Here is a 13298-nt window from a genome sequence, read left to right on the forward strand (position 1 = left end):
TGTTAAATTCTTGTAACAAATGTAACCAAAAGGATCTGTATGAAAACCTCTCTGCGTTTTTTAACAACCTCTGTATTGGCAGGACTCTCCTTCTCTGCACTCGCGGCTGCGCCTGCTGGTTATCCCGCCGACTATCAGAAAGTCATTGATGCGGCGACCAAAGAGGGCAAAGTGGTGGTGTATTCGACCACCGACACCAAAGCCGCAGGTCCACTTATCAAAGGCTTTGAGTCGCTCTATCCTGGCATTAAAGTCGAATATAACGACATGAACAGCACCGAGCTGTATAACCGTTATATCAGTGAACAGGCTTCAGGCAGCGGTAGCGGTGATGTGGTTTGGAGCTCGTCAATGGATACCGCGCTGAAACTGGCCACCGAGTACGCGGCGGAATACACCTCTCCTGAGCAGAGCAAAATTCCAAAATGGGCGGTGTGGCAAAACAAAGCCTATGGCACCACCTATGAGCCAGTGGTGTTCATTTATAACAATAAATTAATCCCGAAAGGTGAAGCGCCCGACTCCCACACGGCGCTGGCGAAAATGATTTCAGCCAACCCAGATAAATTCAAAAATAAAGTCACTACCTACGATATCGAAAAATCGGGTCTAGGCTTTATGCTCACCGTTGAGGACAGCAAAGTTGATCCGCAATACAAGCAAAACCTCGCGGGCATGGCCAAAGGCGGCCTGACCGTCCAGTCATCCACCGGCACCATGATGGAGCGTGTTTCGTCGGGTGAAAATCTCATTGGCTTTAATATCCTGGGTTCTTACGCCGAGGCCCGTGCTAAAAACGATCCTGCATTAGGCATTGCTTATCCAAAAGACTACATCCTGGTGTTATCACGCGTATCGTTTATTACGGAAGATGCTGAGCACGAGAATGCCGCCAAACTGTGGCTGGATTACGTGTTATCTGAAAAAGGACAAAATATCCTGGCGAATCAGGCCGACATTCCTTCGTTGCGCAATGATATCGAAGGTAAAAATGATATTGATGGCATGACCAAAATGCTGGGCAATGCGCTGAAACCTATTCCCGTTGATGAATCACTGCTGGAGTATCTGGAGCCGGCTAAGCGTCTGGAGTTTATTAAGCAATGGCGAGCGGCTGCCGGTAAATAACCGTTTCTGCATTATGCGCCAATCATTAAACGCTGGCGCATAACCCCTTCTCTCGCCTGCGTATTTTGACAGGGTTGGCATATGACCAGGTTAATGAAAAAGTGGCAGAGCCTGCCGCGTGCATTGATTGTTTTGATCACGGCATTGGTGATATACGTGCCGCTGATGTTTATCGTGGTGCAAAGTTTCCTCTCTGCCCCCTTCTTTGCCAAAAAGAAAGAGCTGACGCTCGGTTCGTTCGGCTTTATTTTCTCCGATCCCGATTTCTATAAAGCGCTGGAATCTGGTTTTATATTGGCGTTTGGTTTGGTTATTATTGCTATTCCGCTGGGTGGGATCTTGGCTTTCTTAATGGTGAGAACCAATCTACCGGGGCGCCGTTTAATAGAACCTCTTATCCTGGTCCCCATTTTTGTCTCTCCGATGGTATTAGCCTTTGGATATGTCGTCGCCGCCGGTCCAGTGGGCTTTTTGTCACAGTGGGCTAACCAACTGTTCGGGGTGGTGCCGTGGAATATTTACTCGATGACCAGCATTGTGGTGATCGCCGGTCTTACTCACGTCCCGCACGCTTACCTCTATATTTCCTCGGCGCTGCGCAGCGTCAGTTCTGATGTGGAAGAGGCCGCACGCACTGTCGGCGCCTCACCGTTGCAGGTGATGACGTCGGTCAGCTTGCCGATGGTGCGTCCGTCGATCCTGTATGCCTGCGTCCTGCTGTTCTTCCTGGGATTGGAAGTGTTTGGTCTGATGCTGGTGCTGGGTGATCCGGAAGGCAACATGGTGCTGGCCACCTATCTCTATAAGTTGACCAACAAACTGGGCACGCCTTCCTACCATTTGATGGCCGCGGTTGCCGTCGTGCTGATCTGCTTCACCGTACCGCTGGTGATGTTGCAACGCTGGTTGATGCGCACCGCTAACCGCTTCGTCACCATGAAAGGCAAAGCCTCGCAGGCGCGCGCGTTACCGCTTGGCAAATGGCGCTGGGTTGCCGGTGCCGTGGTGATGTTCTGGCTCACGGTGACCATTGGGGTGCCGTTACTCGGCGTGGTGATGCGCGCGTTTATCTCGCATTGGGGCGTGGGCGTATCCTTGTGGGATGAAGTCTCGCTGGCGACCTTCCGCAGCATTTGGGATCAACCCAATCTGCTGCGCGCCATTGTTAACTCCATGCTCATTGGCGTCATCGGGGGGGCTGTAGCCGTTGTCTGTTATCTCTTCGTCGGGATCGCGATGCACCGCAAGCAAGATAACGTAACGCGTTTCCTCGACTACAGCGTGCTGGTGCCGCGCGCGGTGCCGGGTCTGTTGGCCGGTTTAGCCTTTCTTTGGGTGTTCCTGTTTATTCCCATGTGGCTCGATCAATCGCTGAAAAATGGCTGGCTTTCCAATTTATCCATGGCGGATTGGCTGCGAGAAAACTTCATCGTTTGGCTGCGTTCGCTGCGCCAAACCATCTTCAGCGTCTGGCTGGCCTACACCGTGGTGTGGATGGCTTACGGTTTGCGTCTGATTTCATCCACCTTGCTTCAAGTTGGACCGGAATTAGAAGAAGCGGCACGCAGTGCGGGCGCGACACCGGGCCAGACCACACGTCACGTGACGGTGCCCCTTTCGCGTCACGGCCTAATCGGTTCATGGCTGCTGATGTTCCTGATATTTGAGCGTGAATACTCAACCGGTGTTTATTTGCTGTCTCCGGGTACGGAAACCATCGGCTCAATGCTGGTCTCTCTGTGGTCAGCGGGCGCGATTGATATTGTTGCCGCGCTCTCCCTGATCAATATCGTGCTGGTGGTGGTCGGCCTCGGCATCGCATTACGCTTTGGAGTGAAATTACATGATTGAATTATCGGTAGATAACTTGCATCTGATGTACGGCGATAATCCAGTACTGAAAGGCGTATCGATGCAGTTGAAAAAAGGCGAAGTTGTGTCACTGCTGGGGCCTTCTGGCAGTGGAAAAACCACCTTGTTGCGCGCCGTGGCCGGACTCGAGAAGCCCACACAGGGCAGAATCACCATCGGCAAAAATGTGGTGTTCGACGGTACACCGAAAAGTGAAATTCCCGCTGAAGAACGCAATTTGGGCCTGGTGTTCCAGTCCTACGCGCTGTGGCCGCACAAGACCGTGTTTGAGAATGTCGCCTATCCGCTCAAGCTGCGTAAGGTTGCCACGGCGGAGATTAACCACCGCGTGCAGGAAGTGCTGGATCAACTGGGCCTGGGGCACCTGGGTAAGCGCCATCCACATCAACTGTCAGGTGGACAACAACAGCGCGTGGCGATTGGTCGTGCGCTGGTCTACAACCCACCGGTGATTCTGCTGGATGAACCCTTATCAAACCTCGATGCCAAACTGCGTGAAGAGGCGCGCGTATTCTTGCGGGAGTTGATTATCCGTCTCGGTTTGTCCGCGCTGATGGTGACACATGATCAAAATGAAGCGATGGCGATTTCTGATCGCATCTTGCTGCTCAACAACGGCGTGATTGAACAGCAAGGTACGCCACAGGAGATGTACAGCCAGCCTCATACACTGTTTGCCGCAGAGTTTATGGGCAGCAACAACCGTCTGCACGGCAAAATTACCCATGTTGAAGGCGGTCGTGCGCGCATCGCGGGGGCTAAATGGGCGTTGTGGGGCAAAGCGACGGGCGATATCCGTGTAGGGCAGGAAGGCACGGCGGTGATACGTGTTGAGCGCCTTCACTTTGCGGAAACCACTGAGGATAACTTCATCGAACTGCCACTCCTCACCAGCATGTACTTGGGTGATCGCTGGGAATACCTGTTCCGCACCGAGGAAGATGGCTTCGCGCTACGGGCTTATGGCCGAGAGTTTCGCGGGAATCAGCGTTTTCGTCTATCACTGCCGAAAGAGGATTTGTGGATTTTCGCCAAAAGCTGAGAATAGACCTGCCAGAACCGGCAGGTCTGATAACTTAATCCCCACTGACGCGATAGCGTTCCAGCCAATGTGCGTAAGGCGCAGGCAGCACCCAGGAAGGCTCGGTCTTGTCCAGTGCCAGCGCGGCCTGATAACTCCAGTGCGGGTTTTTCAGGCTAAAAGGTGAAAACAGTCCCATGACAACCCCTTAATGTAATTAAAGCAAGATGACCTGCTTGCCACTGAAATTACGATGCTGCAATGCTCGTAACTGTGCAGGCAGTTGATCGTAAGGGAAATGCAGCAGCAACTCGCTCTGCAGACTCCCGGTGGCAATCTGCGCCAGCATGCGCTCACCTTGTTGCGTGAGTGCATGCCACTGCTGAGCATTGCCCGTTTGGTGAAGTGCACCCAGCGCCACTTCGTGCAGAGAAAGCGCGCGACCAAATGCGGCACATGGCCACTCCGCGACCCGCCCCTGAATACAGACTAAGTGACCATTAGCCAGCAGCGTATCTGCCAGCTGTGCAGCATGCTCTGGCCCCACCGCATCAATCACGGCAAAATAACGACGATGCGCCGCTTCTGTTGTGAGTTGGCTATCGTTCATGCATCGTTTTGCACCCAGTGCATGCAAGCGCGACCAGTGGCGTTCACTACTCAACGTTGTGACCTCAAAACCCCGCGACTGTGCCAGTTGCACCAGATAATGACCAACAGAACCCCCCGCACCGGCAATCAACAGCGGGGCGCCGGGCTGAACCGGAATTTTTTCAATGGCTTGCCAGGCGGTCAATGCTGGACAAGGAAAGGCGGCGGCGGTCGCAAAATCAATATCATCAGGTATACACATGGCAACCTGTGCGGCCAGCACGGTGTACTCAGCAAAACTGCCGTTACGCTGCAAGTTCTGGTGATACGCCACACGTTTGCCCAAGAGGCTTTTCTCAACCTCTGGCCCTATCGCTACCACCGTCCCCGCACCATCAACACCCGGCACTTGTTCGAACTGTGTGCTGAGCACTTTCCAGTCGACCGGATTAAGCCCAATCGCCGCGTTCTGCACCAGAATTTCACCCGCCTGCAGTGGCGTGGCGCTAAGATAGCGCTCCTGTAGAACCAGCGGCGAATGACCCCCGTGCCAAACCCAACCACGCCAGTCAGCAGGAATGGAGAACGCCGTATCAGACATAGGCACCTGCTGAATACGTCAACTCATAACTGTGGCTGTAAATCTCAATGATGTTGCCAAACGGATCTTCCATATACACCATGCGATAAGGCTTTTCGCCAGGGAAGTATTCACGTACAGGCATACGCTGCTTTCCGCCAGCAGCCACGATTTTCTCGGCTAACCCTTCAACATCGGGATCCTGCACGCAGAAGTGGAAGACACCGGTTTTCCAGTATTCAAAATTATTTTCTGGCTTCTCAGCGGCTTTAAACTCAAAAATTTCGACACCTACGCGGTCACCCGTCGAGAGGTGGGCTATGCGGAATTTTTGCCAGCCAGCGCCAAATACATCACTGCACATCACACCGATGGCGGATTCATCTTCCTGAATTTCAGTAGGCGGCATAATCAGGTACCAACCCATGACCTCAGTATAAAATTTTACAGCGGCATCAAGATCGGTCACTGACAGGCCAATGTGTGAAAACGTACGTGGATAGGGAGTACTCATCGCTCATCTCCTATGATGAAAAGAACCACAGGCTACGGTGCTATAAGTATAATGAAAACAGTGATTCGATTATGGTAATTATAAAATTTCATTATGCTAAATCCACAATGGCTAAAATCTTTTGCCACACTGGCGGAAGTGAGCAGCTTCACGGCCACCGCTGAACGGCTGGGGATCACGCAAGCGGCCGTCAGCCAACATATTCGCCATCTTGAGCAACAACTCGGCCCGCTGATCCTGCGGAGTAAGCGCCCGTTAGAGCTGACACCTGCCGGTCGTGCCTTGCTGGATTATTGCCAGCAGGTAGATCGTGCCCAGCATCACCTGGCACTGCGACTCAGTGAAGGCGACGTGACGTGTGGGGAAGTCAGTCTTATCTCCCCCGGCAGTATCGGGCTGCGCCTATATCCTCAGCTTCTCGATTTGCAGCAACACCATCCTGATTTAACCATTCGTCACCGTTTTGCGCCGGATAATGAAGTGATGGATGCCGTGCTGCTTAACCGGTTTGAGATGGGCCTGATGACGCAAAAGCCCGATGACAAACGTCTGGTGGCACAGAAATTTACTGAGGAACCTTTAGAGCTGGTTGTGCCAGCAGGCACAGCAGCGACAAAATGGGAAGATCTTGAAGCCTTGGGCTTTATCGATCATCCAGATGGTCAGGCGATGGCTACGCGTCTGCTGAGCCGACGCTTTCCCGGTAATCCAGGCGTGCGCAACCTGCCCCAGCGCGGCTTCAGTAATCAGATCAGCTTGATTCTTGAACCTGTCGCGCGAGGATTGGGATTCACCGTGTTGCCGCGTTTTGCCCGCATGGCTTTTCACCTTCAGGATGGTATTCAGGTGATCGAGGCAGGTAACGCATTAGTGGATTCCATCTGGCTGATTCACCGCGCGGAATGGCCTCTTTCTGCGCGGGCACAACAGGCACTACGTTGGCTGGAAGCCAAGATGTAACCTTTACTGACGGGCTTTAGCCGCTGCTACTAGCCCATCCAGCCAATCCTGGTGACCGTTAATCATTGGATTAGGTTTGGCATTCGCCAGCTCCACAGCAGGCTTACCGTTTTGCGTCTCTTGGGTCAGGATGCGCACGCGGTTATCAGGAAGATCTTCAATAAGCCAGGCATGTAATACGTCCAGGCGTTCATCGCTGCCGACTTCACCCGCCCATCCGTGCCAAGAAACACGAGCCGCTTCACCTGCAACAGGCGCGACATATTCGGTGACCTGAGCTTCAACGGGGAAGCCAAACGTTTCGAAGTAGAAACGCACGCCCTGTTCCAGTTCTGGGCCTTTGTTGTCATAGAAACGGGCGTTAGCCGAGTTCTTGTAATAGGTTGGCCACAGAGAGGGGGTATTCAGCAACGGCCAGATATCTTGGGTGCTTAAACCAGCTACGATGACTTCATTTGAACAGTAATTATCGGCGAAGCCTGGAACAAACCCTTTTGGCCAGTTAATCGCATTCATTTTCATGGGTAATTTCTCAAAAGTGATAAAGGACAAATGAAGTATCTGTCTGCTGGAGAAATAACGCCAATCGCCTTTCATTATCTTTGATATTAAAATTATTGATATCTGGAAATAGCTAGCGCATGCAACGCCATAACGAGAATTTATCACCTTCATAAGTGAGCGCGGGTTTTCATTATATCTACATCCGCTAATCTGACGGGGCGCGGAACCAGTCAAACATTGAGCAATGGCGCATAACTTCATTTTTAAATCTTAAGGATATGAAATGGTAAATAGCCAAACCCAATTTATTAAGCCGGTGCTAATGGTACTGACCAGCTATCGCGGCATCGTCAACGGACATGAAATTTCAGGGTTCTATTTACCAGAATTAACGCATCCCCTTCATGTGCTGACTGAGGCAGGCGTGCCGGTCGCCTTTGCTTCCATTAAAGGCGGAAAACCACCTGTCTATGGCATCGGCGATGATGAAATTAATCAACGATACTGGCAGGATGGCAATTTCCAGCAGCAACTCAATCACACCTTACCGCTGGCCGCAGCCAAAAATGATGATTACAGTGCCGTACTGTTTGTAGGTGGACATGGAACTATGTGGGACTTCCCGGATGATGCTGCGGTTAAAACACTTATCCGTAACATGTTTGAGTGCAATAAGCCTGTCGCTGCCGTTTGCCATGGTCCCGCTGCACTGGTCAACGTAAAACTCAGCAATGGGCAATATCTGGTGAAAGGTAAACGTGTTGCGGCTTTTACCGACACAGAAGAAATGGAAGTAGGTCTGGCGGGAGCTGTACCTTTTATGTTGGAAACCACCCTGAAAGCACGCGGGGCAAGACATCAAGCGGCTGAAAACTGGCAATGCAACGTGGTAACCGATGGCGTACTGATTACAGGACAGAACCCGCAGTCAGCTTCCGAGGTGGGTAAAGCGCTTTGCCAGCTGCTGCTGGAGGGATAACACGCAACGCCGTTTTCAGCATAAATTCACTTTTGCCTGTCACTACCGGGGCTTATGAAAACCGATATACGTAATCTGGATCTTAATTTGCTGAAGGCACTCGACGCCCTGCTGGATGAACGCAGTGTGACGCGCGCGGCTGAGCGACTGTCACTCACGCAACCTGCCGTCAGCGGGATGCTGACGCGCCTGCGCGAGTGTTTCGATGATCCACTTTTTACCCGTACTCAGCGCGGCATCATTCCAACATTGCGGGCGTTAGAACTGTCGCAGCCAGTGAAATCAATTCTGGCTGAAGTCAGTGAATTATTGCAGCCCAAGGCATTTGAACCCACTGTCGCGGAGATGACGGTGAAGATTGCCGCCACGGATTATGCCTTGCGCGCCGTCATAGTGCCGTTTATGGCAGCTTTGCGATTACAGGCACCCGGTATTCGCGTGGCAGTACTACCGGTGAATAATGAACAGCTTAGCGCGCAGTTTGAACGTGGCGATGTTGATTTTGCGCTGATAACGCCAGAGACCGCCCCGCCAGATCTGCATGCCAGAGCGCTTTATGATGAAGAGTATGTGTGTTTACTGCGGGCAGACCACCCACTCACTCAGCCGGAGGGTTTAACGCTGGATACCTTCTGTGAGCACGACCACGCACTGGTGTCTTATGTGGGAGGCAACTTTAGCGGTGTCACCGATGAGGCACTGGCTTCACTTGGTCGAACACGACGCGTCACGCTCTCTGTTTGCAGCTTCCTGGTGCTGCCAGAGATTTTGCGCGTCAGTGATTTGATCAGTGTGGTGCCAAAAAGGTTGACCCAAGACCTGCCCGGTCTCGCTGTGTTACCGCCCCCCCTCGATATTCAGGGCTTCAGCAAGATTGTGGTCTGGCATGAACGTACGCACCGCGATGCTGGACATCGCTGGTTGCGTGATTTGCTCTTTTCAACTGTACTTTAGGCTGCCACTTGCTCATTCCCGAGCAAACCAAGAATACGACTGCGCAGTGCCACCAGTTGCGAGTCATCCCGACGACGTGGCCACGGCAGACCGACTTCAATCACATCGACCACTTTCGCGGGTCTTGCACTGAATACCACCACGCGATTCGCCATGACCAGTGCCTCTTCGACGTCATGCGTCACCATTAGCGTGGTAAATTGCTGCTCCTGCCAGAGATCAACGATCTCCTGCTGCATCCGAAGACGTGTTAACGAGTCCAGCTTGCCCAGTGGTTCATCCAGAATCAGCAAACGCGGTACATTCACCAGAGCCCTGGCTAACGCAGCACGTTGTGCCATTCCGCCAGAAAGCTGGTGTGGCCAAGCGCGGGCAAACTGCTTTAAACCGACGCGGTCGAGCATCGCATTAATACGTTGCTCACGCACCGCACGTCCTTCACCGCGAATCTGTAGTCCCAGCCCCACATTGTCGTACACCCTGCGCCAGGGATAGAGAGTGGGATCCTGAAACACCACTACCCGCGAAGGATCGGGTGCGGTAATGACTTTACCCTCTTCTGACAGTAAACCACTTGCTGGCTGCTCCAAGCCCGCGAGCAGGCGCAATAGTGTCGATTTACCGCAGCCAGAGGGTCCCAGCAGTGCGACAAATTCTCCTGCCTTCACGTGCAAATTGATATTTTCCAGCACTGGAAGATCCTGGCCCTCCAAAGTGAAGTGGTGATTCACGTTTTCAATGGCTATATCAACGCCTGCTGAGAGGTTACCCATATTCCGCTCCTGGTCATCATGTGAAAAATAAGCATAAGTCGACTCCTATTCGCGCTGAAATAGCCATTTCGGCAAAACTATCCCCTAATTTTCATAAAGAAAAATCGCATGAACTCATGCGGGATTGTTATTTGTTGACAGGAAATCGCTAAGGGATAGTGGCTTTATTATTTATTGACAAGGAAAGCTTAATGGCAATTAACAAATACACTCTGAGTCGTCGGGCATTATTGCGTGGGTTAAGTTTATTTAGCGCCGGTATGGCAATTAATCCCTTAATGAGCGGCAATGTGTTCGCTGAAGAAAAACCGCTGAAAACTATCAAGCTCGCATGGGGACAAACTGCCGTCTGCCAGGCCCCCATTTCCGTGGCTCTAAAACAGGGTTTCTTTAAGAAATATGGCCTTAACGTAGAGCCAGTGAATTTCAGCGGCCCGACCGACGCATTATTACAGGCGATTGCAACCGGTCAAGCTGATGGCGGTATTGGCATGGCGCTGCGCTGGCTGAAGCCACTGGAACAAGGATTTGACGTCGATCTGACCGTTGGCACCCACGGCGGCTGCATGCGCTTATTAACGCCCCAAAACAGCGGCATCCGCGATGTCAAAGATTTGGTCGGCAAATCCGTTGCGGTTAGCGATCAGGCTAGCCCTATACGTAATTTCTTTGCGGTGCAGCTGGCGAAACAGGGTATCGATCCGGATAAGCAAGTTAACTGGTTGCAGTATCCTCCCGATCTGTTTGGTGAGGCGCTGCGTAAAGGGGAAGTACAGGCACTGGCCACCGATGATCCCCAAGGTTGGTTACTGAAGAAGCAACACGACCTGTTAGAAGTGGATAACAACCTCAAAGGCGAATACGCCAACATGACGTGCTGCGTACTGGGACTCCGTGGTTCGCTGGTACGTGACGATCCCGCAACAGCGCGTGCCATCACCCAAGCCATCGTTGATGCGCAGCAGTGGACAGCCGATCACCCCGCTGAAACCGCAAAAATCTTCCAGCCTTTTGTACCAGGTTCGGTACCTGTGGATGACATCACCGCGATGCTACAAGAACATACGCATCACCACCACTCCACCGGCGCACAATTGCGCAGCGAAGTGGCGATTTATGTCGACGAGCTGAAAAAAATCAACGTCATTCGCCCCGATACCGACGCGCAACGCTTTGCTGAACACTATGTGCCGCAACTGCTGCCTGCCGAATCCCCCCACCAGCACGCCAGCACTATGGCACACATGGGCAACATGCCGAGCTAAGGAGACATTGATGGCCAGTGAAACCCTGACAATTTCTCAAAACCGCGATGCACCACGCCGCTTACAACCCGCTGTCTGGGGGGCGTTGTTATTGTGGTGGGCTTTAGTTGCGCTGATGGTGGTCGTACCCGACAAGCCGCAGGGTTTTGCCGCCCCGCGATTTGTTAATCAGACCCATGAACTGTTCGCGGGCTTTGCGCTATTACTAACATTGCTGGCCATTGCCTTGGGGCTGTTTCCCCGAGTGGCGCTGCTGGCCCCTTTAAAACGGGGTGGTCCATGGCTGATTGCGCTGGCGTTGCTCGTGGGTGCTTGGGAAACCGTGACCGGCAAGTTGGCTCTCCTACCCGCTCCTTTCTTTGCGCCGCCACGTGCGTTGGTCGAAGCTTATGCCACTGACTGGCCGCGTCTGCTGGACAGCGTGCTAAATTCGCTGCGTCTGCTGGCTTTCGGCTTTATCTACGGTAGCGTGGTGGGCTTTATCACCGGTGTCGCCATCGGCTGGTCACGGAGCCTCGGTTATTGGGTACATCCCGTTCTACGCTTCCTCGGACCGGTGCCCTCCACGGCATTGCTACCACTTTCTCTCTACTTCTTTCCTTCCAGCTTTTCCGCTGCGGTATTCCTGATAGCGCTTGCCACCTGGTTCCCAGTGACAGTGCTGACCTGGTCTGGTGTGTCCAGCGTCGATACACGCTACTACGATGTGGCTCGCACGCTCGGCGCGAATTCGCTTTTCCTGGTACTGCGTGTAGCAGTGCCTGCTGCCTTGCCACACCTGTTTGTCGGCTTGTTCATGGGATTGGGCGCCTCTTTTTCCGTGCTGGTCGCCGCTGAGATGATGGGGGTGAAGTCCGGTCTTGGCTGGTACTTGCAGTGGGCACAAGGCTGGGCCGCCTACGCCAATATGTATGCTGCGCTGATTGTGATGGCACTTCTGTTCTCTTCGCTGATCTCGCTGCTGTTTCTGATTCGCGACCGCCTGCTTTCATGGCAGCGCAGCGCGGTGAAATGGTAAAGATATCCAGGCCGCTTCAAGGCCCCTTTTTCAACTGAGGTGAAATATGGTTGCAAAGATTTCCTCTTCAATCACTGAACTCATTGGCAACACGCCTCTGCTGCGTCTTTCCCGCTATGCGCATCATCATGAGATTAAGGCCGAACTGATTGCTAAACTTGAGCTGTTTAATCCTAACCATAGCGTGAAGGATCGCATCGCCCTCAGTATGATTGAGGCGGCTGAGCGCAACGGCACTATTCAGCCGGGTGATACGCTGGTTGAGACCACCAGCGGCAATACGGGTATTGGTTTGGCGGCTATTGCCGCTGCCAAAGGCTATAAATTCCGCGTCTACATTAATGATTTTGTCAGTATTGAACGCACGCAGCTGATACAAGCTTATGGTGCAGAAGTGGTGCCCTTCAGCACCATTGACGGCTTCAAGGAATTTTACGAAGCCAGCAACGGTGATTTTGTCGCTGCCACCAAATGGCTGGCTGAAAAGGTGACTGCGGCAGAGCCAGAGGTGCATTTTCTCCTACAACTGGAGAATCCGGCCAATCCTGCGGTTCACACCCAGACAACCGGCCCAGAGATCTGGCGCGACAGCGGTGGCAAACTGGATATTTTCATTGCGGCGGTCGGCACAGGTGGCACCCTATCGGGAACCGGTCGTTATCTGAAACAGCAGCATCCTGGACTGCAGGTGATTGCTGTTGAACCCGGAGTCGGTTCACAGCCGAGTGAATTGAGGCCTGAGCCTCTTGAGATTACCGGCGTGCATGCTTTTAGCAATCAGCCACCCGAGCGCATTCCTTCTAATCTGGATCATCGTGTATACGATGAAGTGATTGCTGTGGAAACCTGGCAGGCCTATGCCGCTGCGCGCCAACTGGCCCTGTTGGAAGGTGTACTGGTCGGAGACTCTTCGGGTGCCGTGTTATGGGCGGCAAATCAAGTGGCCGCGCGACCAGAGAATCACGGTAAACGCATCGTGGTGTTGCTGGCCGATGGCGGCAGCAGTTATTTGAGCACCCAATTGTTTGCACATCAGGTACCTGCGGAGACATTCAAACTGGCGAATGCCACGCAGACATCGCAAAAAATCGCTTAATACCTACTGCTATAGCCTACAGGGTCGCCATTCATGGCGACCG

At 52.8% G+C, this 13298-nt stretch carries 13 protein-coding genes and 1 pseudogene; 9 read left to right on the forward strand and 5 right to left on the reverse strand.

What is annotated here, in order from left to right; genetic code table 11:
- Window positions 1-39 precede the first annotated feature (39 nt).
- The 3 genes from F3J38_RS04200 to F3J38_RS04210 all read left to right on the forward strand — a co-directional run bounded on the left by F3J38_RS04200 (window position 40) and on the right by F3J38_RS04210 (window position 4042).
- Window positions 40-1128, forward strand: a complete 1089-nt coding sequence (locus F3J38_RS04200) for an ABC transporter substrate-binding protein (RefSeq protein ID WP_084931141.1) — start codon at window positions 40-42, stop codon at window positions 1126-1128.
- Between the two features lie 81 nt (window positions 1129-1209).
- Entirely contained in the window at window positions 1210-2979 is a 1770-nt protein-coding gene (locus tag F3J38_RS04205) for an ABC transporter permease (protein ID WP_167135328.1), read from the forward strand.
- Window positions 2972-4042, forward strand: coding sequence for an ABC transporter ATP-binding protein (locus tag F3J38_RS04210; protein WP_167135330.1), 1071 nt, complete (start codon window positions 2972-2974; stop codon window positions 4040-4042). The genes F3J38_RS04205 and F3J38_RS04210 overlap by 8 nt, the downstream gene beginning before the upstream one ends.
- 34 nt (window positions 4043-4076) lie before the next feature.
- Here the strand turns inward: F3J38_RS04210 and F3J38_RS04215 are convergent.
- The 3 genes and pseudogenes from F3J38_RS04215 to F3J38_RS04225 form a co-directional block, all read right to left on the reverse strand.
- Window positions 4077-4196 (reverse strand): annotated as a pseudogene (locus tag F3J38_RS04215) (NADH:flavin oxidoreductase/NADH oxidase); the annotation flags it as partial.
- A gap of 42 nt (window positions 4197-4238) precedes the next feature.
- Complete coding sequence (locus tag F3J38_RS04220; RefSeq protein ID WP_167135332.1) at window positions 4239-5213, reverse strand: alcohol dehydrogenase catalytic domain-containing protein; 975 nt, start codon at window positions 5211-5213, stop codon at window positions 4239-4241.
- On the reverse strand, window positions 5206-5706 hold the full coding sequence (locus tag F3J38_RS04225) for a lactoylglutathione lyase family protein (RefSeq protein WP_167135333.1): 501 nt from the start codon (window positions 5704-5706) through the stop codon (window positions 5206-5208). The genes F3J38_RS04220 and F3J38_RS04225 overlap by 8 nt, the downstream gene beginning before the upstream one ends.
- A 93-nt stretch (window positions 5707-5799) precedes the next feature.
- Here F3J38_RS04225 and F3J38_RS04230 point away from each other — a divergent pair, with 93 nt between their 5' ends.
- Entirely contained in the window at window positions 5800-6666 is an 867-nt protein-coding gene (locus tag F3J38_RS04230) for a LysR family transcriptional regulator (RefSeq protein ID WP_167135335.1), read from the forward strand.
- Window positions 6667-6669: 3 nt separating this feature from the next.
- On the opposite strand, the gene F3J38_RS04235 is transcribed toward F3J38_RS04230, so the two are convergent.
- On the reverse strand, window positions 6670-7182 hold the full coding sequence (locus F3J38_RS04235; RefSeq protein WP_167135611.1) for an SRPBCC family protein: 513 nt from the start codon (window positions 7180-7182) through the stop codon (window positions 6670-6672).
- A gap of 271 nt (window positions 7183-7453) precedes the next feature.
- Between F3J38_RS04235 and F3J38_RS04240 the strand changes: the two genes are divergently transcribed.
- Window positions 7454-8149: a type 1 glutamine amidotransferase domain-containing protein gene (locus F3J38_RS04240; RefSeq protein WP_167135337.1), complete on the forward strand. Its 696-nt coding sequence runs from the start codon at window positions 7454-7456 to the stop codon at window positions 8147-8149.
- 54 nt (window positions 8150-8203) lie between these two features.
- Complete coding sequence (locus tag F3J38_RS04245) at window positions 8204-9103, forward strand: LysR family transcriptional regulator (protein WP_167135339.1); 900 nt, start codon at window positions 8204-8206, stop codon at window positions 9101-9103.
- Here F3J38_RS04245 and F3J38_RS04250 read toward each other — a convergent pair.
- Window positions 9100-9876 (reverse strand): ABC transporter ATP-binding protein, encoded by a 777-nt coding sequence (locus tag F3J38_RS04250; protein WP_167135341.1) that lies wholly within the window; start codon window positions 9874-9876, stop codon window positions 9100-9102. The genes F3J38_RS04245 and F3J38_RS04250 overlap by 4 nt on opposite strands.
- A gap of 191 nt (window positions 9877-10067) precedes the next feature.
- On the opposite strand from F3J38_RS04250, the gene F3J38_RS04255 reads away from it, so the two are divergent.
- From F3J38_RS04255 to F3J38_RS04265, 3 genes are read left to right on the forward strand one after another with little or no spacing between them, the layout of a single operon-like run.
- Window positions 10068-11141, forward strand: a complete 1074-nt coding sequence (locus F3J38_RS04255; RefSeq protein WP_167135343.1) for an ABC transporter substrate-binding protein — start codon at window positions 10068-10070, stop codon at window positions 11139-11141.
- A gap of 10 nt (window positions 11142-11151) precedes the next feature.
- Complete coding sequence (locus tag F3J38_RS04260) at window positions 11152-12159, forward strand: ABC transporter permease (protein WP_167135345.1); 1008 nt, start codon at window positions 11152-11154, stop codon at window positions 12157-12159.
- A gap of 46 nt (window positions 12160-12205) precedes the next feature.
- Window positions 12206-13255 (forward strand): PLP-dependent cysteine synthase family protein, encoded by a 1050-nt coding sequence (locus tag F3J38_RS04265; RefSeq protein WP_167135347.1) that lies wholly within the window; start codon window positions 12206-12208, stop codon window positions 13253-13255.
- Window positions 13256-13298 lie beyond the last annotated feature (43 nt).

The organism is Candidatus Pantoea formicae, from assembly GCF_011752625.1.
Lineage (GTDB): Bacteria > Pseudomonadota > Gammaproteobacteria > Enterobacterales > Enterobacteriaceae > Pantoea > Pantoea formicae.

Excerpts from the sequence above, each read along its gene's own strand:
- F3J38_RS04200 (WP_084931141.1), top strand. The coding sequence starts at position 40 with ATGAAAACCTCTCTGCGTTTTTTAACAACCTCTGTATTGGCAGGACTC.
- F3J38_RS04205 (WP_167135328.1), top strand. The coding sequence starts at position 1,210 with ATGACCAGGTTAATGAAAAAGTGGCAGAGCCTGCCGCGTGCATTGATT.
- F3J38_RS04210 (WP_167135330.1), top strand. The coding sequence starts at position 2,972 with ATGATTGAATTATCGGTAGATAACTTGCATCTGATGTACGGCGATAAT.
- F3J38_RS04220 (WP_167135332.1), bottom strand. The coding sequence starts at position 5,213 with ATGTCTGATACGGCGTTCTCCATTCCTGCTGACTGGCGTGGTTGGGTT.
- F3J38_RS04225 (WP_167135333.1), bottom strand. The coding sequence starts at position 5,706 with ATGAGTACTCCCTATCCACGTACGTTTTCACACATTGGCCTGTCAGTG.
- F3J38_RS04230 (WP_167135335.1), top strand. The coding sequence starts at position 5,800 with ATGCTAAATCCACAATGGCTAAAATCTTTTGCCACACTGGCGGAAGTG.
- F3J38_RS04235 (WP_167135611.1), bottom strand. The coding sequence starts at position 7,182 with ATGAATGCGATTAACTGGCCAAAAGGGTTTGTTCCAGGCTTCGCCGAT.
- F3J38_RS04240 (WP_167135337.1), top strand. The coding sequence starts at position 7,454 with ATGGTAAATAGCCAAACCCAATTTATTAAGCCGGTGCTAATGGTACTG.
- F3J38_RS04245 (WP_167135339.1), top strand. The coding sequence starts at position 8,204 with ATGAAAACCGATATACGTAATCTGGATCTTAATTTGCTGAAGGCACTC.
- F3J38_RS04250 (WP_167135341.1), bottom strand. The coding sequence starts at position 9,876 with ATGGGTAACCTCTCAGCAGGCGTTGATATAGCCATTGAAAACGTGAAT.
- F3J38_RS04255 (WP_167135343.1), top strand. The coding sequence starts at position 10,068 with ATGGCAATTAACAAATACACTCTGAGTCGTCGGGCATTATTGCGTGGG.
- F3J38_RS04260 (WP_167135345.1), top strand. The coding sequence starts at position 11,152 with ATGGCCAGTGAAACCCTGACAATTTCTCAAAACCGCGATGCACCACGC.
- F3J38_RS04265 (WP_167135347.1), top strand. The coding sequence starts at position 12,206 with ATGGTTGCAAAGATTTCCTCTTCAATCACTGAACTCATTGGCAACACG.